The 24,593-nt window shown below is 69.9% G+C and carries 20 protein-coding genes and 1 tRNA gene; 16 read left to right on the top strand and 5 right to left on the bottom strand.

What is annotated here, in order from left to right; all coding sequences use genetic code 11:
• Nucleotides 1-125 precede the first annotated feature (125 nt).
• Entirely contained in the window at nucleotides 126-1,577 is a 1,452-nt protein-coding gene (gene ltrA, locus DB32_RS38330) for a group II intron reverse transcriptase/maturase (protein ID WP_205627112.1), read from the top strand.
• 114 nt (nucleotides 1,578-1,691) lie between these two features.
• Nucleotides 1,692-2,171, top strand: a complete 480-nt coding sequence (gene moaC, locus DB32_RS38325; protein WP_053237610.1) for a cyclic pyranopterin monophosphate synthase MoaC — start codon at nucleotides 1,692-1,694, stop codon at nucleotides 2,169-2,171.
• Here the strand turns inward: moaC and DB32_RS38320 are convergent, their stop codons facing one another.
• Entirely contained in the window at nucleotides 2,172-3,704 is a 1,533-nt protein-coding gene (locus tag DB32_RS38320) for a lipopolysaccharide biosynthesis protein (RefSeq protein ID WP_053237609.1), read from the bottom strand.
• A gap of 56 nt (nucleotides 3,705-3,760) precedes the next feature.
• On the opposite strand from DB32_RS38320, the gene DB32_RS38315 reads away from it, so the two are divergent.
• From DB32_RS38315 to DB32_RS38280, 8 genes are all read left to right on the top strand, one after another.
• Nucleotides 3,761-4,831, top strand: coding sequence for a potassium channel family protein (locus DB32_RS38315; protein WP_053237608.1), 1,071 nt, complete (start codon nucleotides 3,761-3,763; stop codon nucleotides 4,829-4,831).
• A gap of 242 nt (nucleotides 4,832-5,073) precedes the next feature.
• A complete protein-coding gene (gene dnaK / locus DB32_RS38310) occupies nucleotides 5,074-6,987 on the top strand; it encodes a molecular chaperone DnaK (protein WP_053237607.1) in 1,914 nt (637 codons plus the stop codon).
• 71 nt (nucleotides 6,988-7,058) lie between these two features.
• Nucleotides 7,059-7,622 (top strand): hypothetical protein, encoded by a 564-nt coding sequence (locus DB32_RS38305; protein WP_053237606.1) that lies wholly within the window; start codon nucleotides 7,059-7,061, stop codon nucleotides 7,620-7,622.
• Between the two features lie 53 nt (nucleotides 7,623-7,675).
• The gene (locus DB32_RS38300; RefSeq protein ID WP_053237605.1) at nucleotides 7,676-10,474 is read left to right on the top strand and encodes a cytochrome c-type biogenesis CcmF C-terminal domain-containing protein; all 2,799 of its coding nucleotides are present in this window, start codon (nucleotides 7,676-7,678) and stop codon (nucleotides 10,472-10,474) included.
• Nucleotides 10,475-10,476: 2 nt separating this feature from the next.
• On the top strand, nucleotides 10,477-11,157 hold the full coding sequence (locus DB32_RS38295; RefSeq protein WP_157070002.1) for a hypothetical protein: 681 nt from the start codon (nucleotides 10,477-10,479) through the stop codon (nucleotides 11,155-11,157).
• Nucleotides 11,154-12,416 (top strand): carboxypeptidase-like regulatory domain-containing protein, encoded by a 1,263-nt coding sequence (locus DB32_RS38290; protein ID WP_053237603.1) that lies wholly within the window; start codon nucleotides 11,154-11,156, stop codon nucleotides 12,414-12,416. Before DB32_RS38295 ends, DB32_RS38290 begins: the two co-directional genes overlap by 4 nt.
• A 74-nt stretch (nucleotides 12,417-12,490) precedes the next feature.
• A complete protein-coding gene (locus tag DB32_RS38285) occupies nucleotides 12,491-13,078 on the top strand; it encodes a single-stranded DNA-binding protein (RefSeq protein ID WP_053237602.1) in 588 nt (195 codons plus the stop codon).
• A 64-nt stretch (nucleotides 13,079-13,142) separates the two neighbouring features.
• Entirely contained in the window at nucleotides 13,143-13,886 is a 744-nt protein-coding gene (locus DB32_RS38280; RefSeq protein ID WP_157070000.1) for a TlyA family RNA methyltransferase, read from the top strand.
• Nucleotides 13,887-13,889: 3 nt separating this feature from the next.
• Here the strand turns inward: DB32_RS38280 and DB32_RS38275 are convergent, their stop codons facing one another.
• From DB32_RS38275 to DB32_RS50360, 4 genes are all read right to left on the bottom strand, one after another.
• Nucleotides 13,890-14,267 carry a hypothetical protein gene (locus DB32_RS38275; RefSeq protein ID WP_169791692.1) on the bottom strand — a complete coding sequence of 126 codons (378 nt, stop codon included), beginning with the start codon at nucleotides 14,265-14,267 and terminating at the stop codon, nucleotides 13,890-13,892.
• A 37-nt stretch (nucleotides 14,268-14,304) separates the two neighbouring features.
• Nucleotides 14,305-15,159: a hypothetical protein gene (locus DB32_RS38270; RefSeq protein WP_053237600.1), complete on the bottom strand. Its 855-nt coding sequence runs from the start codon at nucleotides 15,157-15,159 to the stop codon at nucleotides 14,305-14,307.
• A 17-nt stretch (nucleotides 15,160-15,176) separates the two neighbouring features.
• Nucleotides 15,177-15,247, bottom strand: a tRNA-Gln gene (locus tag DB32_RS38265).
• Nucleotides 15,204-16,715: an anthranilate synthase component I family protein gene (locus DB32_RS50360; RefSeq protein WP_083458618.1), complete on the bottom strand. Its 1,512-nt coding sequence runs from the start codon at nucleotides 16,713-16,715 to the stop codon at nucleotides 15,204-15,206. The genes DB32_RS38265 and DB32_RS50360 overlap by 44 nt, the downstream gene beginning before the upstream one ends.
• Here DB32_RS50360 and DB32_RS48805 point away from each other — a divergent pair.
• The 6 genes from DB32_RS48805 to fusA all read left to right on the top strand — a co-directional run bounded on the left by DB32_RS48805 (nucleotide 16,636) and on the right by fusA (nucleotide 24,547).
• Entirely contained in the window at nucleotides 16,636-18,057 is a 1,422-nt protein-coding gene (locus DB32_RS48805; protein WP_053237597.1) for a Kelch repeat-containing protein, read from the top strand. The genes DB32_RS50360 and DB32_RS48805 overlap by 80 nt on opposite strands.
• A 137-nt stretch (nucleotides 18,058-18,194) precedes the next feature.
• Nucleotides 18,195-20,015 carry a serine/threonine-protein kinase gene (locus DB32_RS48800; protein ID WP_053237596.1) on the top strand — a complete coding sequence of 607 codons (1,821 nt, stop codon included), beginning with the start codon at nucleotides 18,195-18,197 and terminating at the stop codon, nucleotides 20,013-20,015.
• A complete protein-coding gene (locus DB32_RS38240; protein WP_053237595.1) occupies nucleotides 20,015-20,980 on the top strand; it encodes a tetratricopeptide repeat protein in 966 nt (321 codons plus the stop codon). The genes DB32_RS48800 and DB32_RS38240 overlap by 1 nt, the downstream gene beginning before the upstream one ends.
• A 266-nt stretch (nucleotides 20,981-21,246) precedes the next feature.
• On the top strand, nucleotides 21,247-21,645 hold the full coding sequence (rpsL, locus tag DB32_RS38235) for a 30S ribosomal protein S12 (protein WP_053237594.1): 399 nt from the start codon (nucleotides 21,247-21,249) through the stop codon (nucleotides 21,643-21,645).
• Nucleotides 21,646-21,662: 17 nt separating this feature from the next.
• On the top strand, nucleotides 21,663-22,133 hold the full coding sequence (rpsG, locus tag DB32_RS38230; protein WP_053237593.1) for a 30S ribosomal protein S7: 471 nt from the start codon (nucleotides 21,663-21,665) through the stop codon (nucleotides 22,131-22,133).
• A 293-nt stretch (nucleotides 22,134-22,426) separates the two neighbouring features.
• Complete coding sequence (gene fusA, locus DB32_RS38225; protein ID WP_053237592.1) at nucleotides 22,427-24,547, top strand: elongation factor G; 2,121 nt, start codon at nucleotides 22,427-22,429, stop codon at nucleotides 24,545-24,547.
• Nucleotides 24,548-24,593: the final 46 nt, after the last annotated feature.

The raw sequence follows: 24,593 nt of genomic DNA, 5'->3' as shown, positions 1-24,593 counted from the left end.
ACACGAGAGGCCCGTCTGCGCAGCCCTCGTCGGGGCGAAGCGCGCCGTATAAGCCGAAGGCGAAATCGGCCGCCGCGCAGCGGGAGTCCGAGGGGATCGTAGTACCGCACGGCATCGCCACGGCGATGTCGACGAACGTCGTGCAGAACAACGCGACGGGAGGGAAGGGTCCCTGGGGCAGTCACGTCGAGGAAGCAGGTAAGCGCGAGGGAATGGCCGGCAGGACCGGACCTAACGACCCCGGCGGCCGTAGGCCGCGCGAAGAAGTGCGACAACTGCAGAGGCGACTGTGGGTCGCGGCCAAGCGAGCACCTGGAAGACGTTTTCACGCTCTTCATGACCACATCTGGAGGAGTGACGTCCTTCGGGAAGCGTGGAAGCGAGTCGAGGCGAACAAGGGCGCGGCGGGCGTCGATGGCCAGACGATCGCCGAGGTGAAGCAGTACGGAGTCGAGCGCTTCCTCGAAGAGCTCGGCGACGCACTGCGGAGCAAGACGTACCGGCCCGAGGTGGTGCTGCGCCGGTACATCCCGAAGGCAGATGGAAGGAAGCGGCCGCTGGGGATTCCGACGGTCCGGGATCGAGTGGTCCAGATGGCGGCGAAGCTGGTGCTGGAGCCGATCTTCGAGGCGGACTTTCTTCCGTGCTCGTGGGGCTTCCGGCCGAAGCGGGGCGCGCTGGGTGCGCTGGAGACGCTGAGGAAGCTCGGCGCGAAGGGGCATCACCACGTGCTCGACGCCGACATCCGCGACTACTTCGGGAGCATCGATCACGACAAGCTGATGAAGCTCGTCGCTCGACGCATCTCGGATCGGCGGATGCTCAAGCTGGTGCGGCAGTGGCTCGAAGCGGGCGTGATGGACGGGGGCGTCGTGACTCGCAACATCGCGGGAACGCCGCAGGGCGGAGTCATCTCTCCGCTGCTCTCGAACATCTACCTGCACGTGCTCGACGTGACGTGGATGCGTAAGAGCGCCCCGCTCGGGACGCTGGTGCGCTACGCGGACGACTTCGTCGTGATGTGCACGACGAAGCGCGAGTGCGAAGAGGCAGAGAGGCGCATTCGAGTCATCCTCGGGCGCCTCGGTCTCGAGCTGCATCCGGACAAGACGAGGCGAGTCGAGCTCTACGATGGCAAGCAGGGCTTCGATTTTCTCGGTCATCACCTGCACAAACGCATGAGCGGAGCGCTGTGGGAGAGGAAAGGCAGACGCCTCTATTTCCTGCATCGCTGGCCGTCCGCGCGCGCGATGAAGCGGGTGAGACAGCGCGTGAAGGAGCTGACCCCGAGGAGGCGCTGCCACGCGGATCTCCGCGAGGTGATCGCCGATCTCAACCCCGTGCTGCGGGGCTGGGGCAACTACTTCCGCACCGGAAATGCCGCCAAGAAATTCAACCAACTCGACAGCTACGTCTGGCGTCGGCTGCGGGACCTGCGCGTGGAGCGCAAGGGCCGGCATCTGAAGCCGGGGGAGTCGAGCAGGTGGACGCGCGAGTACTTCTGGAGCCTCGGACTTCATCGCCTGCGAGGGACCGTGCAGTACCCCGAGCGAGCCTTCTTCCAGGAGGTCGCGTAATGCAGCGACTCGAGAGACTGCCCGTAAGCCGTGTGCGGGAAATCCGCACGCACGGTTTGAACGGGGGTCTTGACCAACCGCCGGCGCAGGCCGGTAGCAGGTAAGGATCTACCAATGAGCGACGAGCTCACTCATCTCGACGAGCAGGGGCGCGCACGCATGGTCGACGTCGGCGCCAAGGACGCGACCGCCCGAACGGCGGTCGCGTCCGCGCTTCTGCGGATGCAGCCCGAGACGCGCGCGCGCCTGGTCTCGGGGGACGTTCCGAAGGGCGACGTGCTCGCCACCGCGCGCATCGCAGGGATCCAGGCGGCCAAGCGCACGCCCGAGCTGATCCCGCTGTGCCACGCGATCGCGCTGACGAGCGTCGAGGTGCACTTCGAGCTCGACGCGCACGACGAGCGCGTGGTGCACGTGCGCGCGACGGCGCGCGCGAAGGATCGCACCGGCGTCGAGATGGAGGCGCTGACCGCGGTGAGCATCGCGGCGCTGACGCTCTACGACATGCTCAAGGCGATCGATCGCGGCATGACGATCGAGCAGATCGCGCTCGAGGAGAAGCACGGCGGCAAGAGCGGCGACTGGGTCCGCTGATCACGCGCGACGGCGCGCGACGACGCGCTTCACGAGCGCGAGATCCTCGCCGCCGATCTCGCGCACGAGCACGAGCGCGACGACGTACGCGAGCGCGCCGAGCACGCACGCGGCGAGCGCACCGAGCGCGCTCTGGTGCGGCACGAGGTACGCGACGCCGTAGCCGCACGCGCCGGCGATCAGCGCGCGGAGCGCGGTGAGCGGGGCGAGGAACGCGCCGAAGCGCCGCTGGATCGTCACGCCCACGCCGACGAGCGCGAGCGCCGAGGCCGCGCTGGTCGCGAGGGCGGCGGCGATGATCGCGCTCTCCGCGTCGGGCGCGCCGCGCACCGCGATCGTGTTGAGCACGACGACGAGCACGAGCGCGCCGATCGCGATGCCCGCGGTGGTGCGCGCGTGACCGGCGCCCGCGAGGATCGCGGCGCCGATCGCGAAGAGCGAGAAGGGCACGAGCCCGGGCGAGAGCAGCGCGAGCGCGGGCGCGCCCGCGAGGTACGCCTCGGAGTACGCGACGCGCATCACGCCGTCGGACGCGCCGGCGATCGGCGTCGCCATCGCGAGGAGCACGACGAGCGAGAAGCGCATCGCGCCGCGGATCGCACGGCGCGTGGCCTCGGCGTCGCCGGAGCTCGTCGCGCGCGCGACCGTGGGGAACACGACGAACGTCACCGCGAGGATGAGCTGGTAGGGCACGAACGCGAACGTCTGCGCGTTGCGATAGAAGCCGGCCCAGCTCGACGCGATCGTGTTCGCCTCTTCGCTGGTCACGCCGCGCGCGATCGCGGCGGCCGCGAGGTTCGCGCGGAGCAGCGGCTGATCGAGCTGGAGCACGCCGTTGAGGGCGGCCTGGTAGATCGCGATCGGCACGAAGAACGCGAGCCACGCCCGCACGTCGGGCCGCGCCGGGCCGCGTCCCACGCCGATCACGAGCAGCGAGACGATCAGGATGATCACGGCAGCGCTCGCGAACCCACCGATCGCGCCCGCGGCCGCGCCGAGCGCGGCGCCGCCCACGATGCACGCGGCGCGCAGGATCGCGAACCCCATGTCGAAGCTCGCCTGCGCCGAGAAGCGACGCCGCCCGTTGATCGCGCCGATCAGCGCCGAGTACATCGCGTAGCTCGCGATCACGATCGACGACGTCATCAGGAGCGGCGCGAGCGTCGCGTCGTGCTGCCACTCCGACGCGAGCCAGGGCGCGGCCGCGGCGAACCCACCGCCCAGCACGACCGCCATCGCGAGCCCGACGAGCAGCCCTTCGCGCTGCGTGCGATCGGCGCGCGATTCGTCGTCGCTGGTGCGCTTGCTGACCGTCTGCACCGTCGCCGCGACGAGCGTGTTCGTGACGATCGCGGTGATGGTCGCGACGGTCGAGTAGCGCCCCCACTGCTCGGGATCGCCGAGCACCCGCGGCAGCGCGAGCTGCACGCCGAAGCCGCTCACGATGAACACCGCCTTGGCGGTCATGGTCCACAGCACGCCGCGCCCGGCGCTCGCGGCTAGCTCGGTGCGCTCGTGCTCGTTCTCGGCCACGTGCGAGCCTGCATCCCCCTTCCCGCGATCGGGGTCAAGCGGCATCATCCGCTCGCTTGAACGGGTCCGACCAGAGCGCGGTGCTCCGAGGCCGTCTGCTCTACGCGAGCGCCTGGCTCGTCGTCGTCGTGATCGTCGGCGCCAGCGGTTACCACGCGATCGGCCACGAGCGCTGGGGCTGGGGCGACTGCGTCTACTTCACGATCATCACGCTCTCGACGGTCGGGTACGGCGAGACGCTCGACGGCTTCGGCAACGTCGCGTACGCGCGCGTCTGGACCATCGGGCTCATCGTGCTCGGCTCGGGCACGCTCCTCTACTTCATCTCGGCGCTCACCGCGCTGATCGTCGAAGGCGATCTCCAGGGCGCACTGCGGAGGAACCGCATGCAGTCGAAGCTCAACCAGCTGAAGGACCACTACATCGTCTGCGGCGCGGGCACGACGGGCATCCACGTGATCGAGGAGTTCCTCTCGTCCCACCAGACGTTCTGCGTGATCGACACGAACGAGGTGCGCCTGCTCGAGCTCGCCGAGCGCTTCGGCACCGACCGCTTCCTCTACATCGTGGGCGACGCGAGCGACGACGAGACGCTGAACGCGGCGGGCATCGAGCGCGCCGCCGGCCTCGTCGCGGCGCTCCACGAGGACAAGGACAACCTCTTCGTCACGGTCACGGCGGCCGCGCTCAACCCGAAGCTCCGCATCGTCGCGAAGGCGGTCGAGGTGAGCGCGCGCGCGAAGCTGATGCGCGCGGGGGCGAAGGCGGTGGTCTCGCCGACCCAGATCGGGGGCATGCGCCTCGCGTCCGAGGCGATCCGCCCGAAGGTCGTGGAATTCCTCGACTTGATGCTCCGCGATCCCAAGAAGAACCTCCGCATCGAGGAGGTCTCGATCCCGGAGGGCTCGGCGATCGTCGGGTGCGAGCTCCGCCAGACCGAGATCCGCCGCAAGTCGAAGGTCCTCGTGATCGCGGTGCGCAGCGAGGACGGCCGCTACGAGTACAACCCAGCGCCCGAGCACCGCCTCGATGCGGGCTCGACCCTCATCGTGCTCGCCGAGACCGCGGAGATGAAGAGCCTCCGCGACGGGATCGCGAGCGGCGCGATCGGGCGCGCTCGGGCCTGAGAGAGTGTCCAGATCGGCTCGCCGGCGCAGAGCCCTCCCGTCCGCGTGCCCCGCACGCTTTCGTGCGGCCCCTCCGCCAGCGAGCACTCCAGCTGGGCTGAGAGCAAGCGCGATTCCGGCCGTCTTGACCGGTTGGGTCATGTGGTTAGCTTCGCGCGGTCGTCGGGCTCACGGGCCTTCCTGTTCGAGGAATCGCGCCGCGAGGCCCTATCTACATCCGAAAAGGCCGGAGCAGAACGAACATGGGCAGGATCATCGGCATCGACCTGGGCACGACCAACTCCGTCGTGGCGATCATGGAGGGCAAGGAGCCCAAGGTCATCGTCAACGAGGAGGGCGACCGCCTCACTCCGAGCGTGGTCGCGTGGGACGACCAGGGCGAGGTCCTGGTCGGCCAGATCGCCAAGCGCCAGTCGATCACGAACCCCGAGGGGACCCTCTACTCGGCCAAGCGCTTCATCGGGCGCCGGTTCGACGAGATCCAGGACGAGACCAAGCGCGTCCCCTACCACGTGGTGCGCCGACCCAACGGCGACGTCGCGTTCAAGGTCGCGGGCAAGGAGGTCTCGCCGCCCGAGGTCAGCGCGCACGTGCTGCGCAAGCTGAAGAAGGCCGCGGAGAACTACCTCGGCGAGCCGGTGACCGAGGCGGTCATCACGGTCCCCGCGTACTTCAACGACAGCCAGCGTCAGGCGACGAAGGACGCCGGCAAGATCGCGGGCCTGGAGGTCAAGCGCATCGTCAACGAGCCCACCGCGGCGGCGCTCGCGTACGGCCTCGACAAGAAGAAGGAAGAGGTCATCGCCGTGTACGACTTCGGCGGTGGCACGTTCGACATCTCGATCCTCGAGGTCGGCGACAACGTCGTGCAGGTCATCAGCACGAACGGCGACACGCACCTCGGCGGCGACGACGTCGACAACCGGATCATCGATTACCTGATCGCCGAGTTCAAGAAGGACACCGGCATCGACGTCAGCAAGGACAAGATGGTCCTGCAGCGCCTCAAGGACGGCGCGGAGAAGGCGAAGATCGAGCTCTCGAGCAAGCTCGAGACGACGATCAATCTGCCGTTCCTGACGGCCGACGCGACCGGCCCGAAGCACATGAACATCAAGCTGACTCGGGCGAAGCTCGAGTCGATGATCGAGGATCTCGTCGAGCGCACGTTCGACGCCTCGAAGAAGGCGCTCAGCGACGCCGGCAAGAGCGCGGGCGACATCGACGAGGTCGTGCTGGTCGGTGGCTCGACGCGCATCCCGCTCGTGCACGAGCGCGTGAAGAAGTTCTTCGGCAAGGAGCCGCACAAGGGCGTCAATCCCGACGAGGTCGTCGCGATCGGCGCGGCGGTGCAGGCCGGCGTGCTCAGCGGCGAAGTGAAGGACATGGTCCTCCTCGACGTCACGCCGCTCTCGCTGGGCGTCGAGACGCTCGGCGGCGTGATGACCCCGCTCATCACGCGCAACACGACGATCCCGACCCGCAAGAGCGAGGTGTTCTCGACGGCCGAGGACAGCCAGAGCAAGGTCGAGATCCACGTGCTCCAGGGCGAGCGCGCCGAGGCGCGGTACAACCGCACGCTCGGTCGCTTCCACCTCGAGGGCATCATGCCCGCGCCGCGCGGCGTGCCGAAGATCGAGGTGACGTTCGACATCGACGCGAACGGCATCCTCAGCGTCACCGCGAAGGATCAGGCCACCGGCAAGGATCAGAAGATCACGATCACCGCGAACAGCGGCCTGAGTGATCAGGAGATCAGCCGCATGGTCGAGGACGCGAAGGCGCACGAGCAGGAGGACGCCAAGCGCCGCGAGCAGATCGAGGCGCGCAACAAGGCCGACCAGCTCTGCTACGCGGTGGAGAAGGCCCTCGGCGACGTGAAGGACAAGCTGCCGGCGGACAAGATCGCGGGCATCGAGGCCAAGGTGAAGACGCTGCGCAGCGCGGTCGAGAAGGAAGACCACGACGCGATCAAGACGGGCACCGAGGATCTCGAGAAGGCGATGGCCGAGCTCGCGCAGGCGGCGTACGGCGGCGCGGGCGCGCCGGGTGGTGCGCCGGGCGCGGGCGGCGCGGGCCCCGAGGCGGGTGGCGCGAAGGGCGGCAAGAAGAAGGAAGGCGACGTGATCGACGCGGAGTTCGAAGAGACGAACTGATCGCCGATCGAGGTCACGGAAGAGGCCCGATGCGCGCGCGCATCGGGCCTCTTCGTTTATGCTCCGCGGCCATGCGCTTCGCTCGACGCTCTTCGATCCTGATCGTGCTCCTGATGCTCGCCGGATGCGGCGGTGACGACGACGCCACGCCCGGCACCGACGGCGGCTCGCCGCCGGTCGACGCGAGGGTCCAGATGGACGCGCCGATGCTGCCCTCGGGGACCTACGAGAGCGTCGCGCCGATCTTCGATCGCGCGTGCTCGTTCGCCTCGTGTCACGGCGGTGCGGGGGACGGCGCGGGCGGGCTGAACTTCGAGGCCGCCGAGCGCGCGGGCCAGTCGTACGACGAGATCCTCGTGAACCAGCCTGCCTGCCAGTACGACGCGATGGACCTCGTGGAGCCGAACGATCCCGAGAACAGCTGGCTCTACGTGAAGATGGCGGGGCCGCACGACGGGCCGGACATCGACTTCACGCCCGAGGACGGCTGGACGTTCGATCCCGGCACGTCGTGTCGGGGCACGTCGCCCGGCGACTTCGGTCAGCTGATGCCGCAGGGCGTGACGATGCCGACCGCCGACGCGGCGATCGTGCGCGCGTGGATCGAGAACGGCGCGCCTGGCCCCACCGAGTGATTCGGCGGCTCTGATTGCCCCAGGGTGCCTGGGGCTCTAGGCTCGCCGGACCCATGCCGCCCGTCGACGTTCCGTTGCTCGGCAACGTGCTGGTGTGCGCGATCCTGATCGCGTCTTCCTACACGTTCGCGATCTCGCTCGCGGCCGCGCGAGGGCGCCCGCAGCTCGTGCAGGCCTCGCGCTTCGGCATGTTCGCGACCATCGCGTTCGTCGCCGCCGCGGTGTTCCTGCTCGCGTACGCCTTCCAGGCGCACGACTTCCGGATCCGCTACGTCGCGCGATACAGCGATCGCTCGATGTCTGCGGGCTATCTGTGGACGGCGCTGTGGGGCGGCCAGGACGGCTCGCTGCTCTGGTGGTCGTTCCTGCTCGGCGGGTACTCGCTCGCGTTCACGGCGTGGGTGAAGCGGCGCTACCTCGAGCTGCAGCCGTGGGTCTACGCGACGCTCGCGAGCATCTTCGCGTTCTTCGCGATCCTCATGCTCTTCGCGGCGAACCCGTTCGCGACGACGTACGGGCCGGCCCCGGCGGACGGCGAGGGGCTCAACCCGCTGCTCCAGAACTACTGGATGGCCATCCACCCGCCGGCCCTCTACATGGGCCTCACCGGGTGGGCCGTTCCGTTCGGCATCGTCGTCGCCGCGCTCATGACCGGGCGCGTCGGCGACGAGTGGATCCTGATGGCGCGCCGCTGGGTGCTCCTCGCGTTCGCGTTCCTCTCGCTCGGCAACCTGCTCGGCATGTTCTGGAGCTACGAGGAGCTCGGCTGGGGCGGCTATTGGGCCTGGGATCCCGTCGAGAACGCGTCGTTCATGCCGTGGCTGCTCGGCACCGCGTACCTGCACTCCGTGATGATCCAGGAGCGCCGCGGGATGCTGAAGGTCTGGAACGTCTCGCTGCTGATGGGGACGTTCTTCTTCACGATCTTCGGCACGTTCCTCACGCGCTCGGGTCTCATCGCGAGCGTGCACAGCTTCGCGCGCAGCGAGATCGGCATCTACTTCGTCTGGTACATGGCCGCGCTCGGGCTCTTCATCGTCACGCTGATCGGGTGGCGACTGCCGGAGCTGCGCTCGCGGTATCTGACGCGCGACGACTTCCTCGTGGGCACCGCGGTGGGCGCGGTCCTCGCGGTGCTGATCGGGATCTTCTCGCAGTACTGGGCGCTCGCCGCGTTCGTGGTCGCGATCGCGCCGACGGTGCTCGCGTACTGCTGGGCGATCGAGAAGGCGCGCATCGCGCTCGCGAGGCCGACGCTGCGCGGACGCGTCGGTGGCGCGATCGAGTCGCTCCTCTCGCGCGAGTTCGCGTTCGTGCTGAACAACTGGATCCTCACCGGGATGCTGTTGTTCGTGCTGATCGCGACGACGTTCCCGCTGATCAGCGAGCAGCTGCGCGATCAGACCGTCACGGTCGGGCCCGCCTACTACAACCGCTGGATGGTCCCGCTCGGGCTGATGCTGCTCTTCCTGATGGGCGTCGGTCCGCTGATCGCGTGGCGCAAGGCGACCGGCAAGAACCTGGTGCAGGCCTTCATGTGGCCCACCGCGTTCTCGCTGCTCGTGATGCTCGTGCACATCGTCGCGGGCAGCGCGCTCGGCTTCCCGCCGCTCGTCGACAGCTCCTCGATCTACGAGACGGCGACGGGCGACGCGCTCGCGCAGATCGGCGCGGTCTCGCCGCTCGTCGCGACGACGCTCGCGACGTGGGTGCTCGTCGCGATCGTGCAGGAGTTCGCGCGCGGCACCGCGATGCGCATGCGCAACGCGAAGGAGAGCGCGCCGGTCGCGCTCGTGCAGCTCGTCGCGCGCGCGCGGCGGCGATACGGCGGCTACCTCGTGCACCTCGGGATCGTGCTCGCGTACGTCGGGTTCACCGGCGCGGCGTACGACGTCGAGCGCGAGGCCGCGCTGCGCCCGGGCGGCACGATGGAAGTGCGCGGGTACACGTTCCGCTACGACGGCTGGCGCGAAGAGGTCGACCTCAACAAGCGCATGGTGTTCGGCGACGTGACCGCGCTCGACTCGAGCGGTCGCGAGCTCGCGACGCTCGCGCCGGGCAAGTTCGTCTATCGCTCGCACCCCGAGATGCCGACGAGCGAGGTGGCGATCCGCACCACGCCGCTCGAGGACATGTACGTGATCCTCAGCACCATCGACCCCGAGACGTCGCGCGCGACGCTGCGCGTGATCGTGCGGCCCTTCGTGTGGTGGATCTGGTTCGGCGGCGCGATCCTGCTGCTCGGGGTCTTCGTCGCGGCCTTCCCGTCGGTCAAGGAGATCCTCGGCGAGAGCGAGGAGCGCTCGCGTGCTCCGCGCGCCGCCGCCGCGACCGCGGCGATGCTGCTCGCGGCGACGCTCGGCGGTGCGGCGCTGCTGGTGCCCGGCCACGCGCACGCACAGGCCGACAGCTCGAGCACGCTGCACGCGCACGGAGGGACGGTCGAGATCCACGATCCCACGGAACGTCAGCTCTTCGAGCGCGTGCTCTGCGAGTGCGGCGGCTGCCAGCGTCTCCCGCTCTCGACGTGCGGCTGCAGCTGGGCCGAGAACATGCGCAGCGAGCTGCGGCAGCAGCTCGCGGCAGGCGCGACGATCGTGCAGATCCAGGCGGACTATCGCGAGCGCTTCGGCGCGCGTGCGATCGCGGTGCCGAGCGACAGTGGGCTCGATCGCGCGCTCTGGGCGGTGCCGGTCGCGATCATCCTCGCGGCGCTCGGTGGGCTCTTCGTGATCGGTCGTCGCTGGCGCGGCCGCGGCGGTGTCGCAGCGACGGAGGCGCCCGCGGGCGCGACCGGAGCGGAGTACGACGCGAAGCTCGAGGACGAGCTGCGCCGCTTCGAGGAGCCGTGACGATGATCTCGTTCCCCGCGCTCTTCTTCGCGCTCTCGTCGGCCGCGCTGATCGCCGCGCTCGCCGCGATCTGGAGCAGCCTGCGGGTCGCGTTCGGCGGCGGTCGCGCGCTCGTGATCGACACCGCGCGCGATCTCCCGGATCACGCGGCGCTGGTCGAAGAGAAGAACGCGCTGCTTCGCGCGATCAAGGACCTCGAGTACGAGCACGCCGTCGGCAAGACGAGCGACGCCGACTACCAGCGGCTCGATGCCGCGTACCGTGCACGCGCCAAGCAGGTGCTGGTGCAGCTCGATCGCGACGTGAAGCCGCTCTACGAGCAGGCCGAGAAGCTGATCGCGCAGCACGTCGCGAGCCCTGAAGCCGCGGCGCGCCCGACCACGAAGGCGAAGAAGGTCGCCCGCACCATCGAGGCGAGCGCAGCCGAGCCGCCGCGCGAGGTCGAGACGAGCAGCACGTCGTTCGACGAGCTCATCGAGTCGATCCGCGCGGGACGCGTCGTCGGCGTGGGCGAGCTCCCCGAGGATCTCACCGACGAGCAGCGCGCGAAGGTCGTCACGCTCCTCCAGGAGATGCTCGAGAAGTACGCGCGCACGAAGAAGGACGAGGAGAAGCCCGCGCTCGTGAGCGCCGCCGAGACGACCGACGAGCCGAAGCCCGAGAGCACGGAGCGCGGCGAATGAAGCGCACGCTGCTCGCGCTGCTGGTCCTCGCGATCACGAGCCCGGTGCTCGCCCAGGAAGAGCCCGCGCACGGTGCAGGCGGCTCGGGCGAGACGATGCCCGGTCATCCGCCCGTCGCCGCGGGCCACGGTGGTGGCGCCGGCTCGCGCACCCCGTTCGACGCGCCGCCGGTCGCGACCGCGACTCCGTCCGCCGCCGTCCCGCCGGGCACGGTGCGTGTGATCGTGAGCGACGTCGACGGCCGGCCCATCGAGGGCGCGACCGTGCTCCTCGGCACCATGCAGCAGGGCGGTGATCGCAACCGCGTCTCCGCGCTCACCGCGGCCGACGGCACGCATCGCTGGGACGATCTGCCGACGGGCACCTCGCAGGCCTATCGCGTGAACGTGCCCTTCGAGGGTGCGACGTACAGCAGCACCCCGTTCCAGCTCCCGACCGATCGCGGCTACGACGTGCGCGTCGTCCGCCTGCCGGTCACGCACGACGATCGCACCGTGCTGCAGCTGATCGGCCAGACGTTCGTCGAGGTCCGCGACGAGCGCCTGCACGTCATCCAGCAGGCGCAGCTCGCGAACATGAGCCAGACGCCGCAGACCTACGTCTTCCCCGAGGGCGGCCTGCGCGTGCGCCTGCCCGAGGGCTTCATGGCGTTCCAGACGCAGCCGGTCATGACCGACCAGCGCGTCGAGCAGGTCGCGGACTACGGCATGCGCATCCAGGGCTCGCTCCCGCCCGGGCGCGTGACGCTCACGTGGGCGTACGACCTTCCGATCACCGGGCGCGACATGGCGGTCGAGTTCCCGGTGCCGTTCCGCACGTACATCTATCGCGTCATCACCGACGCCCCGCCGGGCATGGAGCTCGAGGCCGACGGCCTGCCGGAGGTGCAGTCGTTCGAGGACTCGGGGCGCCCGCTGTTCGGCACCGAGGTGCAGCGTCGGCCGGGCGATGCGCCCTTCGAGTCGTTCACGCTGCGCTTCACGAACATCCCGGGGCCGGGCCCGCTGCGATGGATCGCGGTCGCGGCCGCGGTGCTCATCGCGCTCGGCGGCGCGTACGGCGCGGCGCGCGGAGGCTCACCGGAGCGCGTCGCGAAGGAGAGCCGCGAGCGGCGCAAGCAGGAGCTGCTCGAGGAAGCGGCGCAGCTCGAGCGCGAGCTCGAGCGCGGCGAGATCGGCCCGCAGTATCGTCAGTCGCGTCACGACGCGATCGTCCGTGAGCTCGCGGTGCTGCTGCACCAGGAGCAGCGCGCGTCGTAGCAGCGCGAGCGTCGTACCCCACAGAGAGGCCCGGTCGGCGAGGGTGCCGGCCTGAATGAGAGAGTGAGCGGAAGATGGCATCGGAAGGCCTGAACAAGGTTCTGTTGATCGGCAATCTCGGGCTGGATCCCGAGCTGAAGTACACGCAAGGGGGGCAGGCCGTCCTGCGTCTGCGGCTCGCGACCACCGAGCGCTACGGCAACAAGGCCGGCGAGCGCCAGGAGCGGACCGAGTGGCACACGGTCATCGTGTGGGGGAACCGCGCCGAGGCCCTCAACAAGATCCTGCACAAGGGCCGGACGATCTACGTCGAGGGGCGCCTCCAGACGCGCAACTGGGAGGACAAGGACGGCGGCAAGCGCAGCACGACCGAGATCGTCGCGACGCAGATCCTCCTGCTCGGCGGCGGGCAGCGCGGTGAGGGCGGCGAGGGCGGCTACGGCGGCGGTGGCGGCGGCTACAGCGGCGGTGGTGGCGGTGGTGGCGGCTACGGCGGCGGTGGTGGTGGCGGCTACGGCGGCGGCGGTCGCGGCGGCGGTGGCTACGGCGGCGGCGGTGGTGGCCGCGGCGGCGGCGGTGGTGGCGGAGGCGGCGGCGGGCACGACGCACCGCCCGACGATCTTCCGCCCGACGACTTCGGCGGCGACGACATCCCGTTCTGATGCCGAGCGTTCTGATGCGAGGTGTCCGCGCGCTCTCGCGGCGCGCGGCCACGACTGAGCGAGCGTGTCGATCCGGAAGCAGCGCGTCGACGTGATGCTCGTCGAGCGCGGGCTCGCGCCCAGTCGGGAGCGGGCTCGCGCGCTCGTGCTCGCGGGCATCGTCTACTCGGGCGAACGGCGGGTCGAGAAGGCGGGCGATGCGCTCGCGGTCGACGCGCCGCTCGAGGTCCGCGGCGCCGATCATCCCTACGTGTCGCGCGGCGGCGTGAAGCTCGAGGGCGCGCTCGACGCGCTCCACGTCGAGCCGCGCGGCCTGGTGTGCGCGGACTTCGGCGCGTCGACCGGCGGCTTCACCGACTGCCTGCTCACGCGTGGGGCCGCGCGCGTGCACGCGATCGACGTGGGGTGGGGCCAGCTCCACCCGAAGCTCCGCAACGATCCGCGGGTGATCGTCCGCGAGCGCACGAACGCGCGCCATCTGCGCGCGGGCGAGCTCGGGGACGCGATCGATCTCGTCGTGATCGACGCGTCGTTCATCGGGCTCGGCAAGCTGCTCCCCGCCGCGCGCGAGGTGCTACGCGACGGCGGCTCGATCCTCGCGATGGTGAAGCCGCAGTTCGAGGTCGATCGGCGCGACCTCCACAAGGGCGTCGTGCGCGACGCCGCTGCGCGCATCGCGGCGATCGAGAAGGTCGAGGCCGAAGCGCGCGCGCTCGGGCTCGAGGTGATCGGTCGCTGCGACTCGCAGCTCGCGGGGCCCGACGGGAACGTCGAGGCCTTCCTCCACTTGCGCCGCCCGGCGGCGTGACGATCAGTGCCCGTCGCGCCGCCACTCGGCGTCGATCACTCGCCGAGCGTCGTCGAGACGAACGACCAGCACCGGCGCGTGCGCGTCCTCGTGCTGCGCGCCGCCGAGCGTCCACACCGTCTCGCCGATCGCGCGGCACGGCTGCTCGAGCGGGAAGCGGCAGTCGCGCGGCGCCCCGAGCGCCGACACCAGCGCGCTTCGTGACGCGCCGATCAACGCGTCCAGCGCGGGCAGCGACGCGACCGCGCGCCCGGCGCGGATCTCTCTCGCCGTCACCTGCAACGCGTCGAGCGTTCCCCTCTCGGGTCGCTGCGTCGCGCATCCACCCCACGCGATCCCGAGCGCGATCGCGAGCCACATCGAGTGAATTCCAGTCCTCACGCGAGCAGAACTTCTGCCCGCACAGGAACCGTACAATCTACTCGGATGCGGACCGCCCGCACGGGACGACGATCTCGTCGAGGTACTCGCGCGCGTCGGCGCCCGCGGGCCCGACGATCGTCGCCACCAGATGGAACGCGCGGTGCGACGTCGGCGCCTCGAACGCGAGCACGCGTGCTTCGACGCGTCCACCATGCTCGAGCGCCGCGCCGAACCGCGCCGAGCCACACCGCGCTCCTTCGCTGCGCGCGTCCTGGGCCTCGACCTCGATCCCCTGCGCCCGCAGCGGGCCCGCCGCCGCGCGAGCGCGCGCATCGAGCGCGTCGAGCGACACGTCGTCGGCGCGCGTGAGATCGAGCGTCACCGTGACCGCGCGATCGCTCGACTCGAACGCCCAGAGCTGGTGCACGTCACGCCAGCCCGGCCCGGCGCGGTCGCTCGTCTCGCGCACGATGTCCTCGGCGGGCGCGAGCGCGACGCTCGGCTGAGGCAACCGGAACCCGAGCGTGCGATGCGCGACCCACGAGCGTCCCTCGACCTCGACGACCTCGAGCCCTGCGCGATCCGACTCCAGCAACGTGAGCGCCGCGCGCACCGGCGCGCGCGACGCGACCACCACGAGCCACGTCGCGACCCCGATCGACGCGCCCGACGCGAGCAGGATCGCGGCGCGCCGATGGCCCGCGGCGCCCAGCAGATACGCGCCGCCCGCCGCGAACGCCGCGATTCCCGCGAGCAGACGGCTCGCGCTCGTCGCGCTCTCCGCGGCGCGCCCGACGAGCCCGTCCGCGATCGACCCGCCGAGCGCGCCCACGATCACGCCCGCCGTCGCGCCGATGGTGAGCGCGAGCATCATGCGGCGGGGATCGACCACGCGGCGAGCGGGGATCATGCGATGGGGGCGAGCGATTCCGGCGGCTGGATTCGAACCAGCATTCACGGATCCAAAGTCCGCTGTCCTGCCCTTAGACGACGCCGGAACGGATCGTCGGTCGTTGTAGCACGAGCCCCGACGGCCTCCTCCTCCAATGCACGAACTGCGTCCAGGAGCACGCGCGCCTTGAGCTCGGTCTCCGCGACCTCGCGTTCCGGGACGCTCGCCTCGACGAGCCCGCCGCCCGCGAAGTACTCGAGCTCACCACGCGCGACCGTCGCTGTGCGGATCGCGACCGCCAGCGAGAGCCCGCCCGCGCGATCCACGTGACCGATCGCGCCGCAGTACGCACCACGCGGGAACCGCTCGAGCGCCTCGATGATCTCGATCGCGCGCAGCTTGGGCGTGCCGCTGATGCTGCCCGGCGGGAACGTGGCCTCCAGGATCGCGCGGAGGTCGACGTCCTCGCGCGTCGTCGCCCGCACCGTCGACACCAGGTGCGAGAGCCCGACGTAGGGCTCGACGTCCATCACGCGCTCGACGTGCACCGTGCCGACCTCCGCGATGCGCCCGAGGTCGTTGCGCATGAGATCGACGATCATCGCGTGCTCGGCGCGCTCCTTCGCGTCGCTGCGCAACGTTGCGGCCTCGGCGCGATCATCGCCGGCGCGCGCGATCGTGCCTTTGATCGGGCGCGTCTCGATCGCGCGGGTGCGCGCGTCCCAGCGGAGGAAGCGCTCCATCGTGCGCGCGAGGATCGCGCGATCCGCGCCGAGCTCGAGGTACGCCCCGAAGGGCACCGGGCTCGCGGCGCGCATCGCGAGGAAGAGCGCGATCGCGTCGCCCTCGATCGTCGCGCTCCAGCGCCGCGCGAGGTTCACCTGGTAGATCTCGCCCGCCGCGATGTGCTCGAGCGCGCGCTCGATCGCGGCGCGATGCACCTCCGCCGGCTCGCCGATCGGACGCGAGACGCGCGCGCGTGGCGCCGACGCGCGCTCGTCGATGCGCGATGCGAGCCGATCGATCGCGGCTTCGTCGTCGCCGACGATCCACGCACGCCCGCGCTGCGCGTCGATCGCGATCAGCGCGTCGTAGCGCGCGAACGACGCGACCGGCGCATCGCCCGAGCGCGCCAGCCGAGGCGCGTGGCGCAGCCCCGAGCCCGAGCTCCAGCACGCGTCGTACGCGACGAGCCCGATCCACGCGGGCACGTCCGCCGGATCGATCTCGCAATCGCCGGAGCCGCGCACCGAGAGCCCGCGCAGCACGTCGTAGGGCGCAGCGTCGCCCCATCGCACCGAGCGCACTTCGACCGGCTCGCACCCGACGAACGACCAGCGGCCCTGCGCGGAGCTCCCGTCGCCGTCGAGCCACGCGAGCCCGCGTCCGCGCCATCCCGCCGCGAGCGCTGCTGCGTCGATTCGTCCGTCGATCTCCCGCGCGCGCACGGCGGGCTCCTTGACTCGGGGCACTCGCGAAGTAAAGGCGCGCACGATGCGTCGTCTCTTCGCTTGTGTCGCGCTGCTCGGCGCGTGGATCACGGGATGCGACGAGCCCTCGCCCGCGAGCAACATCCCGGTGCACGTCGTCGATCCGATCGCCGCGAACCCCGCGCTCGGATGCGGCCCGGGGACGCTGGAGCTCGTCGTCGATCAGGGCGGCGGAATGGCGACGTTCGTCGCGTCCGCGGCGGTCGATGCGAGCGGCAACTTCGACGTTCCGCTCGAGATCGCGACGTACACCGCGGTCACGCGCATCCAGATGACGATGGACCTCCAGGAGTGCGAGCTCGTCGGTGCGGTGCCCTCGTTCCTGCTCTCCGACGTGCCGTTCGTGCGCGTCGTGATGGGCCGGGAGCTCAGCTGCCAAGATCTCGACGAGCCCCAGCTCACGACGGGCCGCACCGATCCGGCGCTCGTCGCGTTCGACGGAAACCTGCTGATCGTCGGCGGCACCACGCGCGGCACGTCGACCGATCGCCTCGTCCCGATCGCCAACCCAGTCCTGACCTACGAGAACGCGATCCCGCCCGACGACCGCAATCCGTTCCCCGTCCTGCCTCGACCGATGCAGGCCACGCGCGCGTCGCGCTTCAGCGTCTCGCGCGTCGTGTACGCGACCGTCGACTACGTCGCGCGCTTCGACACCAACCTCCGGAGCGGCGCCGGCGCGCGCATGCTGCCCACGCACGATGGCTCGGGCGGCGAGTCCGCGGTGGTCGATCTCGGGGCGGAAGGCGTGGCGATCGTCGGTGGCGTCGACGGCCGCGGCGATCCCGTGCGCGAGATCTCGTGGATCGATCCGCTCGACGAGAGCATCGACATCACCGAGCTCGCGACGCCGCGCCGCAACCCCGTCGCCACCACCGTCGGCGGCGTGCTCGTCATCGCGGGAGGCCAGGCCGAGGGCGAGCCGCTCTTCGAGGTCGCGCGCCTGCGCAGCGACGGGGTCGCGCTCGAGGGCAGTCCGACCGAGGTGCGCGAAGGCGCGGTGCTCGTCGCGCCGCAGCGTCGCGTCGGCGTTCTGCTCGGCGGTCTCGCGGCCGACGGCACGACGGTCCGCGACGATACGCTCGTCGTCACCGGCTGCCCCGACGCGTGCCGCGTCAGCGTCGGCACGCCCTGGGCCTTCCCGCGACTCCGCCCCGCGACCGCCGAGACCGTCGGCGGCGTGTGGCTGCTCGGCGGCGAGGCGGCCGACGGCACCGCCCAGGCCACGGTCGAGATCGTGAAGCGCGTGGGCGACGCCGTCTCGATCGAGGAGCTCGCCGATGGTCTGCCCACCGCCCGCGCTCGCGCCGGCGCCGCGCTCTTCGCCGACGGCATCGTCGCGATCATCGGCGGCGTCGACGACGAGGGCGAAGAGCTCCGCTCGATGGCGCTTTGTTGGCCCCGCGAGCTCGACCCCTTGAACTAACGAGCCCGTCCGGACGACCCAAGGGTCCGCCCCGGTCCGAGTTGTCTCCACCGAGCGAGGCACCGTATCCTCCGCCAGACTTCTCGCTGTCCTGGCGGGCCCACTTAGATTCGTCGTGTCTCGAGTGGCGCGCGCCCATGCTCCGGACGCTCGAAAAGTACGAAATCCTCGAGGAGATCGGCCACGGTGGGATGGCCACGGTCTTCCGCGCCCGCGATTCGAAGCTCGATCGCCTGGTCGCGCTGAAGGTCATGCACCCGCACCTGCGCGGCTCGAAGGAAGCGCGCGCCCGGTTCCGCCGCGAGGCCCAGGGTGTTGCGCGCCTGCGCCACCCCTGCGTCCTCGAGATCTACGACTACTCCGGTGAAGACTCCGAGGAGTCGTTCATCGCGACCGAGCTCCTCACGGGCCCGACGCTCCGCAAGTTCGCCGACGACCACCCGAGCATCCCCGCGGAAATCGCCGCGTGCTTCGCGATCGAGATGTGCCGCGCGCTCTCGGCCGCGCACGAGAAGGGCATCGTCCACCGCGACGTGAAGCCCGAGAACATCCTGATCCACGAAGCGCGGTGCGTGAAGCTGACCGACTTCGGCATCGCCGACATGGTCGACTCGCACACGATGACCGCGACCGGCCAGATCCTCGGCTCGCCCGGTCACATGTCGCCCGAGCAGATCGAAGGGCGCGACTGCGACGCGCGCACCGACGTCTTCTCGCTCGGCACGGTCCTCTACTTCCTCGCGTGCGGGAAGCTGCCGTTCATCGGGCGCAACCCGCACCAGGTCCTCAAGCGCATCGTCGACGGCGACTACGCCGATCCGCTGCGCGTCCAGCCGGCGATCGGCGGCAAGCTGCGCGCGATCATCGTGCGCGCGCTCGCCCACGATCCCGCGGCGCGTTACGCGACCGCGGCCGATCTCGAGCGCGATCTGCGCGCATTCGTCGCCGACGTCGGCATCGACGATCCGGCCGCGACGCTCGCCGAGTACCTCGGCGACCCCACGCGCATCGCGCACGAGATCACGCAGCGCACGATCGTCGCGTGCACCGCGCTCGGCAAGAAGGCGCGCGACGCGGGCGACGTGCCCGCCGCGCTCGATCAGTTCGGTCGCGTGCTCGCGCTCGACAACGGGAACGCGGAAGTGCTCGCGCTCGTCGAGAGCGTGGGCCGCGCGCGCCGCCGCACGCGCACGCTCGCGATCGCCGGCGCGACGATCGGCGCGCTCGCGCTCGCATCGCTCGGCGGCTGGATGATGGTCGGCGATCAAGACGCGCGCGCCGGCACGATCGAGGTGCCGATCACCGCGGCCGATCCGCAGGACGCGGGATCGATCGTCTCCGCGCCGCCCGATGCCACGACGACGAGCACGAGCGTGGTCGCGCTCGCCGAGCCCGACGCCGGCGCTCCCATCGCCGCCGAGCCCGACGCCGGCCGCACGCGCATCGCGACCACACCGCGCCGCAGCGATCCCGATCCCGACCCCGGCGCGCCGCCGCGCCACGTCGTGTTCGCGTTCAACCCGGTCAGCGTCCGCATCGGCGTCGATGGCCGCACGCCCGAGCCGTACGGCCCGCGCTTCCAGAACATCGAGCTCACGCCGGGGCGCCATCACTTCTTCGTCGAGTCGATCGAGAGCTGCTGCGAGACCGCGAGCTTCGACGAGACGATCCCTGCGGGCGAAGGCAGCTACCTGCTCCGTCGCACGCTCGAGAGCCGTCCCGCGCTGCTCGTCGTCTACACGAACGTCGCCGCCGACGTCGTGGTCGGCGACGGGGTGGCGCGCGGCCGGGCCAACGGGCTCATCGAGGTCCCGATCACGAGCGCGTCGCGCCGCGCCGAGCTCGAGTACACCGTGACAGCCGAGGGGCACCGCGAGTATAGAGGGCGCGTGGCTCTCTCCGCGGGCACGGATCGCATCGAGCGCGTGACGCTGGAGGCCGAGGAGCCGCCGCGCTGATGTGCACACGCGTCGAGGAACGCGCAGGCGCGCTCGTCCTCGGCGTGCTGCTCGTCGCGGTGCTCGCCGTGCTCGCTCCAGCGCGCGCGCGCGCCGGCGACATCGAGGACTTCGAGATCGCGCGCCAGGCGTACGAGCAGCGCGACTTCTCTCGCGCGGTCTTCTACTTCGAGCAGCTCGTCGGCGGCGACGTGCCGCGCCTCTCGAGCGCCGCGCTCGTCGCCGAAGCGCGCAAATACCTCGGCGCCGCGTACGTGTTCGTCGGGCGTCGCGAGGCCGCGCGCGAGCAGTTCGAGCGCCTGCTGCGCGAGCAACCGACGTACGTGCTCGACCCGCTGCTCTTTCCGCTCGAGGTCCAAGAGCTCTTCGCGTCGGTCCGCGAGCGCCTCGAGCTCGAGCGCCGCGAGGCCGAGGCCCGTGCCGCCGTCGAAGCGCGCGCGGCGCGTGAGCGCGAGCGAGCGCGACGTCTCCTCTCGTTCGCCGAGGAAGAGATCCGTCTCGAGCTCCCGAACTCGCGCTGGCTCGCGCTCGTCCCGTTCGGCATCGGCCAGTTCCAGAACGGCGACGACCCGCTCGGCTGGACGTTCCTCCTCTCCGAGACCGCGTTCGCCGGCGTCGCGATCGGCGCGCTCATCTGGCACCAGGAGCTCTCCTCGCAGGTCGCGCGTGCCCAGACGGTCGGCGACATCGACGCGGTGCAGGAGGGCAATCGCCTCCTCGAGATCGCGTTCGGGATCCACTGGGCGGGCCTCGGCGCGCTCGCGGCGTTCGCCATCGCCGGGATCGTCGAGGCCCAGATCCGCTTCGTCCCGACCCGTGTCGTCACCGAGCGCCGCCGCGCGCCCGAGGAGCTCCGCGAGGATCTGGACACGGACACCGGTCCGATCCAGGAAGCGGGTCCCACCGTCTCCGACCTCCACATCGGGCTGGGGATCGGCGGGCTCTCGCTGTCATTCTCGTTCTGAAACGGCCTGTCGGGGATCGCGCGTGATCCGTTTTCGCGTGATGTTCCTTGACAGGCCGAGGGCCGCCGGTAAAGTTCCGGCCTCCCGCTGCCAGGGATGGCTCTTTGCGCCCGATTTTCGCGCGCAGGAGCTCTCGAGCAGAGGTGCTTCGAGCGCTCGTCGGCTCTCCTTCCAGGAAGCGGACGCTGCACGCGGAGCCAAGTTCGCCGATTCGCGGACTGACCGCCGCGAAGAGTCTCCCCGATCGACCGACCTTCCGAGTATCGATGCCGACCATCAACCAGCTCGTTCGTAAGGGTCGCGAGAAGGTGCGCCACAAGACGGCGTCCCCCGCGCTCCAGGAGTGCCCGCAGAAGCGCGGCGTCTGCACCCGCGTGTACACGACCACGCCGAAGAAGCCGAACTCGGCGCTCCGCAAGGTCGCCCGCGTGCGCCTCTCGAACGGCATCGAGGTCACGACGTACATCCCGGGTGAGGGCCACAACCTGCAGGAGCACTCGGTCGTGCTCATCCGCGGTGGCCGCGTGAAGGATCTCCCCGGCGTGCGCTACCACGTCGTCCGTGGCGCGCTCGACGCGTCGGGCGCGTCGGGCCCGTCGAACACGAACAAGGCGATCCGCACGCAGGGTCGTTCGAAGTACGGCGTCAAGCGCGCCAAGAAGTGAGCAGGTAGGAGCCCACCATGCCGCGCCGTCGCGAAGTCCCCAAGCGCAAGATCCTTCCCGATCCGAAGTTCCACGATCGGATGATCGCGAAGTTCTGCAACGTCGTCATGAAGGACGGCAAGAAGAGCACGGCCGAGCACATCGTGTACGGCGCGCTCGACGTGATCGGCAATCGCTACAAGGAGGACCCGATCGAGGTCTTCCGCAAGGCGATCGACACGGTGAAGCCGAAGGTCGAGGTCAAGAGCCGCCGCGTCGGTGGCGCGACCTACCAGGTGCCCGTCGAGGTCCGCCCCGAACGCCGCGTCGCGCTCGCGATGCGCTGGCTCGTCGACTACGCCCGCGATCGCGGCGAGAAGACGATGGTCGAGCGCCTCGCGGCCGAGCTGAAGGAAGCGTCCGAGGGCCGTGGCAACGCGGTCAAGAAGCGCGAGGACGTGCACAAGATGGCCGACGCGAACAAGGCGTTCGCGCACTACCGCTGGTGAGATCACGCAGCGCGGGAGTCTCGACTCCCGCGCTGATTCCGTTCATACGGACGGCCCTTCCTTCGATCCTGATTGCAGGAGTCGATTCGAGACGATGACGACCGCCACATAGGCCAGTGAGCCGCTGACAAAGACTGTCTCGAAGAGACAGCAAGCGCGCTGACTGGAACCCTCTCTGGAAAAGGGTGCTCCGAGGGAGAGCACGAAAGGCCAGAGGGGGTTTTCGTCTATCCAGGCCTCGATACCGATTCGAATCCCACTCCCGAAGAAACACCCCGCCTCGGAGAACGACCGTGCCCCGCGAGTACCCGCTCGAGAGAACGCGCAACATCGGCATCATGGCGCACATCGATGCCGGCAAGACCACGACGACCGAGCGCATCCTCTTCTACACGGGCGTCAACTACAAGATCGGCGAAGTCCACGACGGCGCTGCGACCATGGACTACATGGAGCAGGAGCAGGAGCGTGGAATCACGATCACCTCCGCGGCGACGACCTGCTTTTGGCGTCCGGAGCTGGGCCTGTTCAACGGCCAGCAGTTCCGCGTGAACATCATCGACACCCCCGGCCACGTCGACTTCACGATCGAAGTCGAGCGCTCGCTGCGCGTGCTCGATGGCGCGGTGACGGTGTTCGACGGCGTCGCCGGCGTCGAGCCGCAGTCCGAGACGGTGTGGCGTCAGGCCGACCGTTGGCGTGTTCCGCGCATCTGCTTCATCAACAAGATGGACCGCGCGGGCGCGAACTTCGACCGCTCGTTCCTGTCGATCAAGGAGCGCCTCGGCGCGAACGCGATCGCGGTGCAGCTGCCCCTCGGCACCGAGGAGAACCACCGCGGCATCCTCGACATCGTCCGCATGAAGGCGTTCGTCTTCCACGACGACGCGAAGGGCTCGAAGTACGACGTCGTCGAGATCCCGGCGGAGTACCAGGACCAGGCGAACAAGACGCGCGAGCGTCTGCTCGAGGCGGTCGCCGAGCTCGATGACAAGCTCATGGAGCGCTACCTCGAGGGCGACACGAGCTTCAGCGTCGACGAGATCTTGAGCGCGCTCCGGACTGGCACCCTCGCGTTCAAGTGCGTGCCCGTCATCTGCGGGTCGGCCTTCAAGAACAAGGGCGTCCAGCTCCTGCTCAACGCGGTCGTCGACTTCCTCCCGTCGCCCCTCGACATCCCGCCCGTGCAGGGCGAGGACGTCGACGACGCGGAGAAGAAGCTCTCGCGCAAGGCGGACGACAACGAGCCCTTCGCCGGCCTCGCGTTCAAGATCATCAACGACCCGTTCGTCGGTCAGCTGACCTTCATCCGCGTCTACTCGGGCACGCTCGAGAGCGGCGCGTCGGTGCTCAACAGCACGAAGGGCAAGCGCGAGCGCATCGGTCGTCTCCTCCGCATGCACGCGAACAAGCGCGAGGAGATCAAGGACATCCAGGCGGGCAACATCTGCGCGGCCGTCGGCCTCAAGGACGTCCGCACGGGTGACACGCTCTGCGACGAGAAGCACCCGATCATCCTCGAGCGGATGATCTTCCCGGAGCCGGTCATCTCGCAGGCGATCGAGCCGAAGACGAAGGCCGATCAGACGAAGCTCGGCGAGGCGCTCGGCAAGCTGATCGCGGAGGACCCCTCGTTCCGCGCGTACACGAACGCGGAGACCGGCCAGACGATCATCGCCGGCCAGGGCGAGCTGCACCTCGAGATCATGGTCGACCGGCTCAAGCGCGAGCACAAGGTCGAGTCGAACGTCGGTGCGCCCGAAGTCGCGTACCGCGAGTCGATCCAGAAGCCCGTCAAGAAGATCGAGGGCAAGTACGTCAAGCAGTCGGGTGGTCGCGGCCAGTACGGCCACGTCTACATCGACCTCGAGCCGGGTGAGCCGGGCAGCGGCTTCGTGTTCGAGAACGGGATCGTCGGCGGCGTGGTGCCGAAGGAGTTCATCCCGCCGGTCGAGAAGGGCATCAAGGACGCGATGACGCGCGGCGTGCTCGCGGGCTATCCCGTGATCGACGTGAAGGCGCGCCTCGTCGACGGCAGCTATCACGACGTCGACTCGAACGCGAACGCGTTCGAGATCGCCGGCTCGATGGCCTTCCAGGAAGCCGCGAAGCGTTCGGGCCTCAACCTCCTCGAGCCGATGATGGCAGTCGAGGTGGTCTGTCCCGAGGACTTCATGGGCGACGTCATCGGCGACCTCAACTCGCGCCGCGGCCAGGTCAAGAACATGGACCAGCGCGGCAACATGAAGGTCGTCACCGCCGACGTGCCGCTCGCGAACATGTTCGGTTACTCGACGGATCTGCGCAGCAAGACGCAGGGTCGCGCGAGCTACACGATGACCTTCTCGCACTACGCCGCGGTGCCGAACAACGTCGCGGACGGAATCATCGCGAAGGTCAAGGGCAAGGGCTGATCGCCGCCCTCTGAAGACTCCCGCCGATATCGAAGACTAGAGGACA

This window comes from Sandaracinus amylolyticus (assembly GCF_000737325.1).
Taxonomy (GTDB): Bacteria; Myxococcota_A; Polyangia; order Polyangiales; family Sandaracinaceae; genus Sandaracinus; species Sandaracinus amylolyticus.
This window is presented reverse-complemented; position numbering and strand designations above follow the sequence as displayed.